Raw genomic sequence first — 15320 nt, forward strand, 5'->3', positions numbered from 1 at the left:
GCTACTCCTGATACAGGGCGTTGAAGCCCGGCGGCGCCAGGTAGTCGTGGCCATCGTCACTGCCAAAATTGTGAATCTCGTCAAGACTATCGGCGCCCAGCCATGGGCACACGGTTTCTTCGCACTCGAGCGTCATGCCGGATAATTTGAGGCCGCGCCGGCATGCCAGTTCGAGGTCGTCGCTGCCATTAAACAGCGACCAGCAGACGGCGGCGGCAAAGGCGTCGCCGGCGCCGGTGACGTCGACCACGGTCGTTGCGGGCGCGGCCATCTGGCCGACGGCGCCGCCGGGCAGCGTATAAAACAGGCCGCCGGCGCCGCGCGTGACGATGACGTCCTGCGCGCCCTGCGCCTGCACCAGGGCGCAGGCGGCGGCAAAGTCGGCGTCCAGGCGGATCGGCGCGCCGACGCGCGTTTCCAGTTCGCCTTGATTGAGGATCAGCAGGCGCAGGCCGTGCAAAGCGGCCGGCAGGTGCGCCATCTTCGGCTGCGAGACGGCGACAATCACCAGTGGCGCGGCGCCATGGGCGGCATCGTCCAGCAGGGCGGCGACGGTGGCCGGCGGCAGGTTCAGGTCGGCCACCGTCAGCGCTGGCGCGCTGCGGTGCAGCGCCTGTTCGGCCAGCAGCGCCGGCGTGATCGCCTCGTACAGGGCCATGTCGGCCAGCGCCACCACCATCTCGCCATGGGCGTCGAGCAGCGCCGTGTAAGTGCCGCTGCAACGGCCGGCCAGGGTGACGGTGCTGCCGGTGTCGATGCCGATGGCCTGGGCCTGGGCCAGCAGGGCGCGGCCGGAAGCGTCGTCGCCAACCGCCGTGGTCAAGGCCACCGGTGCGCCCAGGCGCGCCAGGTTTTCCGCGATATTGCGGGCGACGCCGCCAAACGACTCATCCTGGCGGGCCGGGTTGGAGGTGCCCATGGTCAGTGGCGCCAGCGAGCGCAGCTTGCGATCGAGGTTGGCCGCGCCGATGCAGGTGATCGGTCGCCGTCCCGGCAGCACGTAGGCGCGCCCCAGCAGCCGGCGCTCGCGGATCAGGCCGGCAATGTGGCCAGCGACGGCCGAACGCGACAAGCGCAGCTCGATGGCCAGGTCTTGCTGCGAAATGAAGGGATTCACCTTGATCAGTTCGTAGAGCTGCTCTTTTTTCGGAAGTTCGGTCATAGGGTTGCCATCAACATTTGTCTTTCATGATAAACATATGTCGGTTTGGCGTCAAGCCAATCTGTGGCCCCTGTGTCGACGGTTGCCTGCGGGCACAGGCAAGGGCAGCTGGCATTGCCATAACTTATATCATTAATATATAAATCGGCAAGAAAAACAGTATTTGCCATACATATCGTCAGCGGTGCATAGTTATAATACTGTCCTGGCCGCCCTGCGCGCGGTACCGCGCCACCGTCTGCACCGGCGCCCATCGACCCTCACCCATTTCAAGGAATCCGCATGTCCAATAACACCCCGTTCGAAGCCGCCGACCTGATCCGTGCGCGCAAGCCTGGTTTTACGCCCCGTGTGGCGCTGATCCTCGGTTCGGGCCTGGGCGTGCTGGCCGAGCAAATGATGGATGCCATCAGCATCGGCTTCGATGAACTGCCCGGTTTCCCCATCAGCACCGTGCATGGCCACGCGGGCGAACTGGTGCTGGGCACCCTGGCCGGCGTCGACGTCGTCTGCATGAAAGGGCGCGGCCATTTCTACGAAGGTTATGGCATGGGCGTGATGACCTCGGCCGTGCGCACCATGAAACTGCTGGGCTGCGAAATGCTGTTCGTCACCAACGCGGCCGGTTCGCTGCGCCCCGAAGTCGACGCCGGCAGCCTGGTGGCGCTCACTGACCACATCAACTGGTTGCCGGGCACCCCCATGGTCGGCCCCAACGATGACCGTTTCGGCCCGCGTTTTTTCAGCATGGCCAATGCCTACGACGCCGACATCCGCGCGCTGGTCCAGCAAAGCGCCGCCGAGCATGCCATCACCCTGCACGAAGGCGTGTTCATCGCCTACGCTGGCCCGAACTTTGAAACCGCTGCCGAAATTCGCATGATGGCCAAGCTGGGCGCCGATGTCGTCGGCATGTCGGTGGTGCCGGAAGTGGTGTCGGCGCGCCACTGCGGCCTGAAGGTGACGGGCGTGTCCGTCATTACCAACCTGGCCGAAGGCATGTCACCGTTTCCCCTGTCGCACGAACAGACGCTCAAATATGCGGCGATCGGCGCCAAGGAACTGGTCAAGCTGATCCTGGCGTTTCTGGAAAACCTGGCGAAGACGCCGCGCGCCGACGCCTGAGATTGACCCCGGGTTCCATCCACCATTTATTGACGAGGCTTGCCGATGTCCCGCGCATTCATTCTCCTGCTTGACTCCTTTGGCCTGGGCGCCGCGCCCGATGCCGCCCAATTCGGCGACGTCGGTGCCAACACCTTTGGCCACATCGCCCAGTGGGCTTTCGATGGCGGCACGCCGATGGCGCTGCCGAACCTGGAGCGCCTCGGTCTGGCCGCCGCCGCCCACAGCGCCTGCGGCGCCTGGCCCGCCGGCTTCACCCTGCGCGACGGCTTTACCGGCGCTTATGGTGCCGCCGCCGAGCGCTCGACCGGCAAGGACACCCAGAGCGGCCACTGGGAAATCGCCGGCGTGCCGGTCAATTTCGACTGGGGCTATTTTCCCCGCACGGTGCCGTCGTTCCCGGCCGAACTGACGGCCAGGCTGCAGGAGCTGACCGGCGTGCCGGGTTTTCTGGGCGACTGCCACGCTTCCGGCACCGAGATCATCAACCAGTACGGCGACGAGCACGTCGCCAGCGGCAAACCGATCATCTACACTTCGGGCGACTCGGTGATGCAGATCGCCGCCCACGAAGCACACTTCGGCCTCGAGCGCCTGTACGCCATCTGCGAGCAGGCCTATGAACTGGTCAAGCCGTACAACATCGGCCGCATCATCGCCCGCCCGTTCACCGGCGAGAACGGCAATTACAAGCGCACCAGCAACCGCCACGATTACGCCGTGCCGCCGCCAGCGAAAACGCTGCTCGACCATGTCAAGGACGCTGGCGGCGAAGTGATCGGCCTGGGCAAAATCAGCGATATTTTTGCTGCCCAGGGCATCTCGCGGGTGGTCAAGGGAGCGGACAACATGGCGCTGTTCGACGCCCTGCTGCAGGTGGCCGATGAAGCGGGCGACCAGTCGCTCACGTTTGTCAATTTTGTCGACTTCGACCAGCACTTCGGCCACCGCCGCGACGTCGCCGGCTATGCGCAGGCGCTGCACGAATTCGATGCGCGCCTGCCCGCATTCATGGCCAAGCTGCAGCCGGACGACCTGGTGGTCATCACCGCCGACCATGGCTGCGACCCCAGCTGGCCCGGTTCGGACCACACCCGTGAACACATCCCCATGATCTTTTTTGGACCCGGCGTGGCCGCGCGCGCGCTGCCGGTGTCGCCGACGTTTTCGGACATCGGCGCCACCCTGGCCGCCCACCTGGGTGTAGCCCCACTTTCGTACGGAACCGCCTTGTTAGGAGCCACATCAGTATGAGCCAGCCCCTCGACTTCAAACGCAACGAGGCCAGCAGCCTCGATCTGGGCTGGGTCAACCAGATCCGCGTCAACCGCAACGCCGCCGACCGCCGCGCCGCCAGCCTGGCCAACCGCCGCACTGTCAAAAAACAATACCAGGCTGCCTGGCTGGTACAGGCGATCAAGTGCATCGATCTGACCACCCTCGGTGGCGACGACACCCCCGGCCGCGTCGAGCGCCTGTGCATGAAGGCCATGCGGCCCCTGCGCGCCGACCTGGTCGCAGCGCTCGGCATCGACAACGTTACCACCGGCGCCGTTTGCGTGTACCACGAAATGATCGCACCGGCCGCCCACATCCTGCAGGGCCGCTTGCCGATCGCCGCCGTGTCGACCGCCTTTCCGGCCGGTCTGGCCAGCATGGAAACCAAGCTGCGCGAGATCGAGCTGTCGGTCGCTGCCGGCGCCACCGAGATCGACATCGTCATCACCCGCCAGCACGTTTTAAACGCTAACTGGCAAAGCCTGTATGACGAAATGCTCGCTTACCGCCAAGCCTGCGGCGATGCCCACGTCAAGGCCATCCTCGCCACGGGCGATCTGACCACGCTGGACAATGTCGCCAAGGCGTCGATGGTGTGCATGATGGCCGGCGCCGACTTCATCAAGACGTCCACCGGCAAGGAAGGCGTCAATGCCACCATCCCGGTGGCCTTGACCATGGTGCGGGCGATCCGCGAGTACCACCAGCAGACCGGATTTCAGGTGGGCTTCAAGCCCGCCGGTGGCGTCAGCTCGGCCAAGTCGGCGCTGCAGTATTTGACCTTGATGAAAGAAGAACTGGGTCGCGCGTGGCTCGAACCGCACCTGTTTCGCATCGGCGCATCGAGCCTGCTGACCGACATCGAACGCCAGCTCGAACACTACGTCACCGGCAGTTACTCGGCGAACCACCGCCACGCGCAACCATAAGAACGGATTCGTCATGCCAACTATCAACGAGATTCTCACCACCATGGATTACGGCCCAGCTCCCGAAAGCACCAAAGAAGCGCATGCCTGGCTCGAGCAGCACGGCCGCCGCTTCGGCCTGTTCATCGATAACGTCTGGAGCGAGCCGGCCGACACCTTCGCATCGATCAATCCGGCCGATGGTGTCGAACTGGCGCACATCAGCCAGGCGAGCAGCAGCGACGTCGAGCGCGCCGTCGGCGCCGCACGCCGCGCCCAGCCGGGCTGGGTGGCCCTCGGCGGCCACGGTCGTGCGCGCGTGCTGTACGCGCTGGCGCGCCTGCTGCAAAAGCACGCGCGCCTGTTCGCCGTCATCGAAACGCTCGACAACGGCAAGACCATCCGCGAAACGCGCGACGCCGATCTGCCGCTGGCGGCCCGCCATTTTTATCACCACGCCGGCTGGGCCCAGATCCAGGCTGAAGAATTTGCCGACTACCGCGCCGTTGGCGTAGTCGGCCAGATCGTGCCGTGGAATTTTCCGCTGCTGATGCTGGCCTGGAAAATCGCACCGGCCCTCGCTGCCGGTAACACGGTGGTGTTCAAGCCCGCCGAATTTACCTCATTGACGGCGCTGCTGTTCGCGCAGATCTGCGTGCAGGCCGGGGTGCCGGCCGGCGTCGTCAACATCGTCACCGGCGACGGCAGGGTCGGCGAGGCGATCGTCAACCATGCCGGCATCGACAAGCTGGCGTTCACCGGCTCGACCGAAGTGGGGCGCCTGATCCGCACGGCCACTGCTGGCAGCGGCAAGAAGCTCTCGCTCGAACTGGGCGGCAAGTCGCCGTTCATCGTCTTTGACGACGCCGATCTCGACGCCGCCGTCGAAGGGCTGGTCGACTCGATCTGGTTCAATCAGGGCCAGGTCTGCTGCGCCGGTTCGCGCCTGCTGGTGCAGGAATCGGTCGAGCAGCGTTTTCTGGCCAAGGTGCGCGCCCGGATGGACAATCTGCGGGTCGGTTCGCCGCTCGACAAATCGATGGATGTGGGCGCCCTGGTCGATCCGGTGCAGCGCCAGCGCATCGACGCCCTGGTCGAATCGGCGCGCGCCGAAGGCTGCACCATTTACCAGCCACAGTGCGAGACGCCGGCTGCCGGTTCGTGGTATCTGCCGACCCTGATCACGGGCGCGTCCACTTCGGCCGCCGTCGCCCAGGCCGAGATTTTTGGCCCGGTGTTAGTCGCCATGAGTTTTCGCACCCCTGCCGAAGCGGTCCAGCTGGCCAACAACACGGTGTACGGACTGGCTGCCTGCGTCTGGTCCGAGTCGATCAGCCTGGCGCTCGACGTCGCCCCGCAAATCAAGGCTGGCGTGGTGTGGATTAACACCGCCAACCAGTTTGACGCCGCCTGCGGCTTTGGCGGCTACCGCGAATCGGGTTTCGGTCGCGAAGGCGGTAAAGAGGGCATGCTCGAATACATGACGGCGCTGGCCGAAGACCGCCGCCCGGCCGCGCCGACGCTGTCGGCCATGGCCACGCCACGGCCGATCGCTGGCGACGCACTGACCATCGACCGCACCGCCAAGCTGTACATCGGTGGCAAGCAAACCCGCCCCGACAGCGCCTACAGCCGCGCGGTGCACGGCGTCGATGGCAGCTTTCTCGCCGATATTGGCGACGGCAACCGCAAGGACATCCGCAACGCCGTCGAAGCGGCCCATAAAGCATCTGGCTGGACCCGCGCCACTGCCCACAACCGCGCCCAGGTGCTGTACTACATCGCCGAGAATCTGGCCGTGCGCGCCGACGAATTTGCCGCCCGCTTGGCGGCCATGACGGGCTCAAAAGACCCGCAGCGCGAAGTGCAGGCATCGATCGAGCGGCTGTTTTATTACGCCGCCTGGGCCGACAAGTACGACGGCCAGGTGCACCAGCCGCCGATGCACGGCATCACGGTGGCGCTCAACGAGCCGGTCGGCGTGATCGGCATCATCTGCCCGAACGAGGCACCGCTGCTGGGCTTTATTGCGCTGGTGGCGCCGGCGCTGGCGCTGGGTAACCGCGTCATCGCGGTGCCGTCGGAAGATCATCCGCTGGCCGCGCTCGACCTCTACCAGGTGCTCGATACCTCCGACCTGCCCGGCGGCGTGCTCAATATCGTCAGCGGCAGCGCCGACGAACTGGCGCGCACGCTGGCCACCCACGGCGACGTCGATGCCGTCTGGCGCCATGACGGTTCGGCCGCTGGCTGCGCCGAGGTTGAGCGCCTGTCGGCGGCGACCCTGAAGCGCACCTGGGTTGGTGGCGCTCGCGGGCGCGACTGGTACGACATCAAGCAGGCCGCTGGCCGCGCCGTGCTGGCCCATGCCAGCCAGGTCAAGAATGTCTGGATTCCGTACGGCGTGTAAGCACGCTGGCCTAGCAACGCATTTTATAAACCACAGGAGCGGGTGTTCAGCGATGCATGCATCGGACCGGCACCCAGCGGTGCCGGTCCCGTTTTGCCTTCACCGAACGGCCTCACAAGCCGTCCCGCTTTTGTCATTGAAAGACAGCCCATGTTCTTAAATCAGGAAATCGTCCGCAAAAAACGCAATGGCCTGGCCCTGTCGGCCGAAGAAATCGGCTTTTTTGTGGGCGGCATCACCAGCGGCGCCACCACCGAAGGGCAGATCGCCGCCCTCGCCATGGCCGTCTACTTTAATGACATGAATATGGACGAACGCGTTGCCTTCACGCTGGCCATGCGCGACTCCGGCCAGGTGATGGAATGGCGTTCGATGGGGCTGCCTGGCCCGGTGCTTGACAAGCACTCGACCGGCGGCGTCGGCGACGTCGTCTCGCTGATGCTCGGCCCCATGATCGCCGCCTGCGGCGGCTTTGTGCCGATGATTTCCGGCCGCGGCCTCGGTCACACCGGCGGCACGCTCGACAAATTCGATTCGATCCCCGGCTACAGCACGGTGCCGTCCCCCGCGCTGTTCCGCCAGGTGGTCAAGGACGTCGGCGTCGCCATCATCGGCCAGACTGCCGAACTGGCGCCGGCTGACAAGCGCTTCTACAGCATCCGCGACACCACCGCCACGGTCGAGTCGGTGGCCATGATCACCGGCTCGATCCTGTCGAAAAAACTCTCCGCCGGACTCGATGCGCTGGTCATGGACGTCAAGGTGGGCACTGGCGCCTTCATGCCAACCTTTGAAAAATCGGTGGAACTGGCCGAGAGCATCGTCCATGTCGGCAATGGCGCCGGTACCCGCACCTCGGCCATCCTGACCGACATGAACGAGTCGCTGTGCCCGGTCGCCGGCAATGCCCTCGAAGTGCGCCAGGCGATCGATTACCTGACCGGCGCCTCGCGCCCGGCGCGCCTGCACGAAGTGACGATGGCGCTGTGCGCCGAGATGCTGGTGCTGGGCAAACTGGCGATCGACGCCGCCAGTGCGCGCGTACAACTGCAGGCGGCGCTCGATTCGGGCGAAGCGGCAGCGCGCTTTGCCCGCATGGTCAGCGCCTTGGGCGGTCCGGCCGACCTGCTGGAACGCCCCGATGCTTACCTGGAAACGGCGCCTGTCATCGTGCCGGTACCGAGCCTGCACGCCGGTGTCGCCAGCGCCACCGATTGCCGCGCACTCGGTCTGGCCGTGGTCAGCCTGGGTGGCGGTCGTCGCCGTCCCGAAGACCCCATCGATTTCGCCGTTGGCTTGACTGGCCTGGCCGAACTGGGCCAGCAGTTGGCCGTCGGCGAGCCGCTCGCCATGGTGCATGCGCGCACCGAGGCGGCGGCCGCACAGGCGGTACGCGAAGTGCAGGCCGCCTACGTCGTTGGCGCCGAGCGCTTCACCGCCAATCCCGTCACCTACAACACCATCCGTCCCCATTAAGGAAGCCCATGAGCACCGCCACCAACTACGCAGCCCTGATCGAAGAAGCACGCGCCGCGCGCGAACTGGCCTACACGCCGTACTCGAATTTTAAAGTGGGCGCGGCACTGGCCTGCAAGGATGGCCGCGTGTTCCGTGGCTGTAACGTCGAAAACGCTTCATATGGCCTGTGCAACTGCGCCGAGCGCACGGCGTTTTTCAGCGCCATCGCCCACGGTTACAAGCCGGGCGACTTTGCCGCGCTGGCCGTGATCGGCGCCACCGAAGGCCCGATCGCCCCGTGTGGCGCCTGCCGCCAGGTGACGCTGGAATTGGGTGGTAACGATTTACCCGTCATCCTCACCAATCTGAAAGGCGACCGCCTCGACACCACCGCCGCCGGCCAGTTGCCGAACGCCTTCGGCGGCTGGGACTTGAACAAGTCCTAAGCGTTGACGAAGCGTTGACCAAGCGTTGAAACTCATCGATGTCCAGGCGGCCGTGGCGCTGGCCGCCAGCGAAGCGGTCGCCGCCAAGACGCACGGCACTTTCGGCGTCGGCGGTGTGCTGCTCGACCAGCATGGCAATGTCCTCAAGTCGCTGCACAATATGGTGGTCAAGGGGGGCCTGGTGTTCGATCCCACCGCCCACGGCGAGCGCCAGCTCATCGATTGGTATTTCGCCGAGCGCGCGCGCGGCGTGCGGCTGCCGGCGCCGCACGAACTGACCCTGGTCACTTCGCTCGACCCCTGTGCCATGTGCGCCGGCGCCATCGCTGCCGCCGGGTTCAACGTGGTGGTGGCGGCCGAGGATCCCATCGCCGGCATCGACATGGATGCCAGCGCGCGCTTTGCGCAGTTGCCGCCGGCGCTGGGTAGCCGGCTGGCGGCGCAGATGTGTTATCCGGCCGTGCGCGGCGTGTCGACGTACGCGCGGGCGGCGCGTGGGGCGCCGGCGCCGCCATTTTTTATCGGTAAAACCATTCACGAAGCGACCCAGGCCCTGTGTTCGCTGGCGCTCGAAGCGACCGCCGACAAGGTGCAGCAGCTGCTGCAGCGCGACGTGGCGCCCGACCAGCATGGCGATCCGGCCACGCTGCCGCCCAGTCACCCGCTGGTGCGCAAGCTCAAGTGCCTGTATCCGCAGGCGCTGTCGTGGCGCGGCGCGCCGCATGCGCCCGATGCTTCGCTGGCGCCGCTGCTGCTGGCGGCGATGGCGCAGGACCGCGCCCAGGGTGGCGACGGCGACTGCGCCGCGCTGATCGATGGCTTTGGCAACCTGCTCCTGGTGACGCCCGGCCGGCGCCGCCAGTCGCCGATCCTGACCGCCTTCATGGAGTGCACGCGCCAGTATGCGCAGCTGCGCTACCAGCTGCTGGTCGACGCCGATGGCGAACGGCAGGCGCTGGTGCAGCGCTACCTGGGCCATCCCAAGCACGGCACCTTCGTGCTGGCGCGCGGTTTTGACGACGGCGCCGCCAGCTTCATGGACCTGGGTGCCTATGGCTCGACCATGGAAGGGCCGCTGCCATTATCGAATCCGGCCCAGCTGCAGTATGTGCTGCCACGGATGGCGGCGGCGCAGCTCGAGGCGCTGTGCGCGCGCATGCCGCCGCTGTACCGTGAGGTCATTGGCGTGGCGCCGCGCCAGGTGGCCGATGGCGATTTGATCGCGGCGCTGGCGCGGCACGACTAAACGTCGCTGTTCAGGCCGGTACCTGCCAGGGATCGTAGCTGCCCACATTCCACACGTGACCTTCGCGGTCGCGGCAGGCAAACGCGCGGCCGCCATAATCCATGTCGTCGATATCGCTGACCAGGGTGGCGCCGGCGTCGAGCGCGCGGCCGTAGACGGCATCGACCTCGTCGACATGGCCAACCACCAGGCAGGTGGTCTGCGTCTGGCGCCCGCCGATCTCGATTGGCTGCGCCATCAGCCTGGCATACACGCCATCCCTGGCCAGCGAACCGACCATGATCATGCCGCCGCCCAGGGTCAGCTGGGCGTGAGCAATCGTGCCATCGGGGCCGTCGACCACCAGTTGTGGCGTAAAACCGAACACGGCAACGAGCCAGTCGATGGCGCGCGGCGCATCGCGGTAGCTGATGCAGGGAATCAAGGTAGATCGCTGGTGATTGGGCATGACACGCTCCTCGCAAAGTGGCAAGAGCGTCCATGGTAACGCCGTTACAGCGTGCCGCTACATCTGTTGAAACAGGTGGGTGTGATTGCGACTGACTTCGAGTTCTTCGCGGCAATCGCGCAGCTTGAGCATCAATCGTCCGCGCAGGTCGCGCGCCACCGATTCGATGGCGTCGACCCGCACCAGGGTCGAGCGGTGGATGCGCCAGAATTCATCGGGGTCGAGTTCGTCCGCCAGTTCTTTCAGGGTTTTGCGGATCAGCAGCTCGGCATGGGCCGTCTGCACCCGCGTGTATTTTTCGTCGGAGCGGAAAAACAGCACGTCGCGCGTGTTGATCATGCGCAGGCTGGCGCCCACCTGGGCCTGGATCCAGCGCAGGTGGCGCGGCGCTGCCGGCGCCTGCTGCAGCGCCGCCGTCAGCCGCGTGAGCTGCACGCCGATGTCTTCCGGCGGCTGCTGCAGGCGCTGGCGCAGACGCGCGCAGGTGGTGTCCAGGCGCGTCGCCGTCACCGGTTTGAGCAGGTAATCGATGGCGCCCTGCGCAAAGGCGTCCAGCGCATACTGGTCATAAGCGGTGACGAACACGATGTGGCAGCGCTGGTACAGCAGGCGCGCCGCTTCGATGCCCGACATGCCGGGCATGCGGATGTCGAGGAACACGATAGCCGGTGCCAGCGCCCGCGCCAGCTCGACTGCTTCGATGCCGTTCGCCGCCTCGCCGACGATGCGCAGCGCCGGCCATGCTTCGGCCAGGCGCGCGCGCAGCTGTTCGCGCATGGGGGCTTCGTCGTCGGCGATCAGGGCGGTGGTCATGGTCTGTTTGTCTTTATTTTGCCAGTTACATCATTGTATAAGGCAGCCGGATTGACGCCCGCGTGCCGCCCCTGGCTGGCGATTCGATCACCAGTTCGGCGGTGCGGCCAAACAGCAGCTGCAGCCGTTCGTGGATATTCGCCAGTCCCAGGCCATCGCTGGAAAGCGGTTGAAAGCCGACGCCGTTGTCGACCACGTCGACGATCAGGGTGGCGTCGTCGACCCGGGCACTCACTTCGATATGGCCGCCGGCGATGCTCGGCTCGAGGCCGTGCTTGATGGCGTTTTCGATCAGGGTTTGCAGCATCAAGGGGGGGAACGGCGCGCTGCCGAGAAAATCGGGCACCCTGAACTCGACCGTCAGCCGCTCCTTCATGCGCGCCTGCATGATCGCCAGATAAGCACGCGAGAGCTCGACCTGTTTGCCCAGGGTGGCGCTGCCAGCGGCACGCATTTGCGGCAGTGATGCGCGCAGGTAGTCGATCAGGTGGGCGTGCACGCGCGCCGCTTCGCGCTGGTCGGTTTCGATCAGCTGGCCAATCAGCGCCAGCGTATTAAACAGAAAATGCGGCTCGACCTGCGCCTGCAGGGTGGCCATCTGCGCTTCGGTCAGGCGTCGCTCCAGGTTGGCGACGTCGGCCTTGCGGTCGGCCGCCGCGGCACCGAGTTCGGCGCGCCGTTTGCCGCCGCCCATGACCTTGACGCCGAACGAGATCAGCATGAACCACACGCCCGGTTCGGGGGTATGCAGCAAGCCAAAGCCGATCAGCACCAGCACCCACAGGATGGCCAGCTTTTTCCACTCGACGACCGCCAGCCAGTCGACGAACAGCCACCAGTTGTGGCGCGCCGTGGCGAGGGCGTCGCGCAGCACGGTGGCAAGGTCGTTCCAGTTCATCGACTGTTTCATGGTGATTCCCTTAGCCTGGCCTGGCCTGGCCGCGCGCGCGGCGCGTCTGCAGCACGAGCGCTGCCACCACCAGCTTGACCAGCATGAAAGCGATGAACAGGGTCAGGGCCAGCGGCACGATGGTGATCAAGATCGCCAGCAGCACGCAGGTGGCCAGCAGCTGCGGCCAGGCCATGGCGCCGATGGCGTGCGCCAGCCGGCGCCCGGCCTGCATGGTGGCCTTGAAAATGTCGTTGAACAGTTCGCTGACGGTGGCAGAAGCGAGGTGTTTCATAAGGGCTCCATGGAAGCAGTGGTCGATGGATGCACTGTAGCGCCAGCCGTTCAGCGGGGCCACGGTGCGCCGATGAACGGCAGATTCGTGGCTGCTGGCGGCGCTGGCGGCCGATTAACGGTCGACGGCGTTGCCAGCGAGCGCCAGCCAGTCGCGCCGCAGCAGCCCATACAGCACGGTGTCGCACACTTCCTCGCCCACCAGCCAGCGCTCGCGCAGCAAGCCTTCCTGCTCAAAGCCGAGCCGCTCGACGGCGCGGCGCGAGGCCAGGTTGCGCGGATCGATGTCCGCCTCCACCCGCAGCAGCTGCAGCTGGTCGAAGCCGAACGCCAGCAGGGTGTGTAATGCTTCGCCGATGTAGCCGTGGCCCCAGTGCGCGCGCTGCAGGGCGTAGCCGATTTCGCAACGGCGGTTCTGGGCGTCGAACTGGTGCAGGGTGACCTGGCCGATGAATTGATCGGCCGGGCTGGTGTCGGCCAGCGTCAGCGCCAGCCGCATGGCGCTGCCAGCGGCGATATCGCCCATGGCGGTGGCGATGTAGGCGTCGGCGCGCGCGCTGTCCGTCCACGGCAGGCCGCTCCAGTAGCGCACCACTTCAGGGTCGGCGTAGGTGGCAAAGACGGCGGCGGCGTCGGCTGGCCGCAGGGGGCGCAGCAGCAGGCGCGCGCTGCGCAGTTGCACATCAAGGCTGGGCATCGGCGCCTCCTGCTGGGCAGGGGGGCAGCGCCACCGCTGCCAGCACCATCTCGACGATCATGGTTTCAGCATCCATAAAATCTTTCGCGGTCAGTGTGCGCTCGAGTACCAGCGCCATTTGGGCGGCAAAGTCGGCGTACGATTGGGTCATCGCCCAGATGGCGAACAGCAGGTGGGTGGCATTGACGGCGCCCATGCGGCCCTCGGCGATCCAGCGCTCGAATACCTCGATATCCTTGCGCACCAGCGGCACCACGCGGCGCCGAATCTGCTCGCCATACAGGGGGGCGCCATTGATCACTTCGAGCGCGTACACGCGCGAAGCGAGCGGCTGCTCGCGCGAAAAGCGCAGTTTGGCCTGGATGTAGGCACGCAGCATGTCGGCCGGCTGCCCGCCCGCATCGGCCAGTAAATCCATGCGCGCCAGCCAGTCATCGAGCACATCGTCGAGCACGCGCTGGTACAGCGCCTGCTTGGTGGGAAAATAGTACATCAGGTTTTGTTTCGACAGGCCGGCCAGCGCCGCCACGCTGGCGATCGAGGCGCCTTCATAACCCTTGTCGGCGAACACCTGCACGGCGATGGCGACAATGTCCGCTTCGAGGCGGTCGCGATCGACCACGCGGCGCTTGACGATGGTCGTGGCGGCTGCTTTCGGACTGGCGTTCATGGGCGGACCGTATGGAGGAAAGTGAGCAGGGCCGGCGCCTCGGCGGCGTAAGCGACGTTAAAACGGAACCACACCGTCGGCGATGGTCCGAGCATGAAAAACTCACCGGGCGAGAGCAGGATGCCGGCTTTCAGGGCTTGCCCGGCGATCAATCGGGCCGATCTGTTTGATTCATCAGCGGGCCAGCCGGCACTGACGAACATGCCGCCGCGCGGGCGCGCGACCGGCGTCATGCCGACCTCGGCCAGCACATCGATGGTGCGCTCGCGGTGCGACTGCAGCTGGCCGATCAGCTTTTCCACCATCTTGTGATACGGCCGCGCCGACACCGCGTGGTAGACGGCGCGCTCGTTGATTTTCGAGGTGGTCAGCCCGGCCAGCATTTTTACGCGCAGCAGTTCTGGCAGCAGCGACGGCGAGGCGCAGATCGAGCCCACCCGCAGCACCGGCGAGAGCGTCTTCGAAAAACTGCCGACCCGGATCACCCGCCGCAAGCCATCCATGGCCGCCAGCGAAGCTTCGCCGCGCGCCGCCAGTTCGCGGTAAATGTCGTCTTCGACCAGCCAGAAATCGAACTGCTCGGCCACCCCCAGCAGGCGGTGCGCCTGCGCCTGCGACAGCGAAGTGCCCAGCGGGTTTTGCAGCACCGTGTTGACGAACATCAGCTTGGGCTGGCAGGCAGCCGCCTGCGCCGCCAGCATGGCAAAATCGAGCCCGTCGTCGCCGCGTGCCACCGCCACCGGGATGCAGCCGTGGTGGCGGATCAGCGAAGTCAGATTGCTGTAGCCGGGGTCTTCCACCAGCACGCAGTCGCCCGGCCGCGTCAGCGTGCGCAAAATCAGGTCGAAGGCGTGGGTGGCGCCATGGGTGAGCAGGATTTGCTCGGCGTCGACGGCGAACAGGCTGTCCGACAGCTGCGCCGCCAGGTGCTGGCGCAGGGTGGGAAAGCCGAGCGGGTGGCCGTAGCCGCGCAGGCGGTTGGCGGGAATCTTCATGGCCTGGCGCACGGCGTCGAGGATGGTGGTGTCGCCATACCATTCGGGCGGCAGCCAGCCGGCGCCCACCGGCAGTGCTTCCGACACGCCCGAATACAGGTCGGGGGTGAGGGCATCGACGGTGGTGGTGGCGGGCACCATGGGGTCCACACCGGTAGCTGGCAGCAGCGCCGGCGGCGCGCTGCGGGCGACAAAGAACCCGGCACCGCGGCGCGAGGACAGCAGACCCAGATTGAGCAGGCGGTCATACGCTTCGACCACGGTGAAGGTGCTGACGCCGTTCGAGCGGGCAAACTGGCGCACCGATGGCATGCGCGTGCCTACCCGCAGTTCCTTCCGCTTGACCATGGCGGCAATGGCGGCGACGATTTGCTCGACCAGGCTGGCGCGACTGGCGCGGTCGATCGGCAAGGCCGGCCACGCCGCCGGCAGGGCCGGGCCTGTTCCTGTCGTTGCCATCTTCGCCAGCACCGCACGCGTC

General features: G+C 66.1%; 15 protein-coding genes. 7 read left to right on the forward strand and 8 right to left on the reverse strand.

Features of this window, described 5'->3' with window-relative positions; translation table 11 throughout:
* Position 1: 1 nt before the first annotated feature.
* Entirely contained in the window at positions 2 to 1162 is a 1161-nt protein-coding gene (locus tag ACP7BZ_RS08850; RefSeq protein ID WP_426112163.1) for a carbohydrate kinase family protein, read from the reverse strand.
* A 282-nt stretch (positions 1163 to 1444) separates the two neighbouring features.
* Between ACP7BZ_RS08850 and xapA the strand changes: the two genes are divergently transcribed.
* From xapA to ACP7BZ_RS08885, 7 genes are all read left to right on the forward strand, one after another.
* Positions 1445 to 2287 carry a xanthosine phosphorylase gene (gene xapA / locus ACP7BZ_RS08855; RefSeq protein WP_426112165.1) on the forward strand — a complete coding sequence of 281 codons (843 nt, stop codon included), beginning with the start codon at positions 1445 to 1447 and terminating at the stop codon, positions 2285 to 2287.
* Positions 2288 to 2332: 45 nt separating this feature from the next.
* Complete coding sequence (locus ACP7BZ_RS08860) at positions 2333 to 3541, forward strand: phosphopentomutase (RefSeq protein ID WP_426112167.1); 1209 nt, start codon at positions 2333 to 2335, stop codon at positions 3539 to 3541.
* Positions 3538 to 4494: a deoxyribose-phosphate aldolase gene (gene deoC / locus ACP7BZ_RS08865; protein WP_426112169.1), complete on the forward strand. Its 957-nt coding sequence runs from the start codon at positions 3538 to 3540 to the stop codon at positions 4492 to 4494. Before ACP7BZ_RS08860 ends, deoC begins: the two co-directional genes overlap by 4 nt.
* A 13-nt stretch (positions 4495 to 4507) precedes the next feature.
* The gene (locus ACP7BZ_RS08870; protein WP_426112170.1) at positions 4508 to 6883 is read left to right on the forward strand and encodes an aldehyde dehydrogenase family protein; all 2376 of its coding nucleotides are present in this window, start codon (positions 4508 to 4510) and stop codon (positions 6881 to 6883) included.
* A gap of 150 nt (positions 6884 to 7033) precedes the next feature.
* The gene (deoA, locus tag ACP7BZ_RS08875) at positions 7034 to 8359 is read left to right on the forward strand and encodes a thymidine phosphorylase (protein ID WP_426112172.1); all 1326 of its coding nucleotides are present in this window, start codon (positions 7034 to 7036) and stop codon (positions 8357 to 8359) included.
* Positions 8360 to 8367: 8 nt separating this feature from the next.
* Positions 8368 to 8787 carry a cytidine deaminase gene (locus ACP7BZ_RS08880; protein ID WP_426112173.1) on the forward strand — a complete coding sequence of 140 codons (420 nt, stop codon included), beginning with the start codon at positions 8368 to 8370 and terminating at the stop codon, positions 8785 to 8787.
* Positions 8788 to 8812: 25 nt separating this feature from the next.
* Positions 8813 to 10033: a nucleoside deaminase gene (locus ACP7BZ_RS08885; protein ID WP_426112175.1), complete on the forward strand. Its 1221-nt coding sequence runs from the start codon at positions 8813 to 8815 to the stop codon at positions 10031 to 10033.
* A 10-nt stretch (positions 10034 to 10043) separates the two neighbouring features.
* Here the strand turns inward: ACP7BZ_RS08885 and ACP7BZ_RS08890 are convergent, their stop codons facing one another.
* The 7 genes from ACP7BZ_RS08890 to ACP7BZ_RS08920 all read right to left on the reverse strand — a co-directional run bounded on the left by ACP7BZ_RS08890 (position 10044) and on the right by ACP7BZ_RS08920 (position 15298).
* A complete protein-coding gene (locus ACP7BZ_RS08890) occupies positions 10044 to 10481 on the reverse strand; it encodes a VOC family protein (protein ID WP_426112177.1) in 438 nt (145 codons plus the stop codon).
* A gap of 57 nt (positions 10482 to 10538) precedes the next feature.
* A complete protein-coding gene (locus tag ACP7BZ_RS08895) occupies positions 10539 to 11294 on the reverse strand; it encodes a LytR/AlgR family response regulator transcription factor (RefSeq protein ID WP_426112179.1) in 756 nt (251 codons plus the stop codon).
* A 25-nt stretch (positions 11295 to 11319) separates the two neighbouring features.
* Positions 11320 to 12204, reverse strand: coding sequence for a sensor histidine kinase (locus ACP7BZ_RS08900; protein WP_426112181.1), 885 nt, complete (start codon positions 12202 to 12204; stop codon positions 11320 to 11322).
* Positions 12205 to 12214: 10 nt separating this feature from the next.
* The gene (locus tag ACP7BZ_RS08905; RefSeq protein ID WP_426112183.1) at positions 12215 to 12478 is read right to left on the reverse strand and encodes a hypothetical protein; all 264 of its coding nucleotides are present in this window, start codon (positions 12476 to 12478) and stop codon (positions 12215 to 12217) included.
* 114 nt (positions 12479 to 12592) lie between these two features.
* The gene (locus ACP7BZ_RS08910; protein ID WP_426112185.1) at positions 12593 to 13174 is read right to left on the reverse strand and encodes a GNAT family N-acetyltransferase; all 582 of its coding nucleotides are present in this window, start codon (positions 13172 to 13174) and stop codon (positions 12593 to 12595) included.
* A complete protein-coding gene (locus ACP7BZ_RS08915; protein ID WP_426112187.1) occupies positions 13161 to 13844 on the reverse strand; it encodes a TetR/AcrR family transcriptional regulator in 684 nt (227 codons plus the stop codon). Before ACP7BZ_RS08915 ends, ACP7BZ_RS08910 begins: the two co-directional genes overlap by 14 nt.
* Positions 13841 to 15298: a PLP-dependent aminotransferase family protein gene (locus ACP7BZ_RS08920; RefSeq protein ID WP_426112418.1), complete on the reverse strand. Its 1458-nt coding sequence runs from the start codon at positions 15296 to 15298 to the stop codon at positions 13841 to 13843. The genes ACP7BZ_RS08915 and ACP7BZ_RS08920 overlap by 4 nt, the downstream gene beginning before the upstream one ends.
* Between the last annotated feature and the right edge of the window lie 22 nt (positions 15299 to 15320).

The organism is Massilia sp. PWRC2 (assembly GCF_049896725.1).
Lineage (GTDB): Bacteria > Pseudomonadota > Gammaproteobacteria > Burkholderiales > Burkholderiaceae_D > JAFCUW01.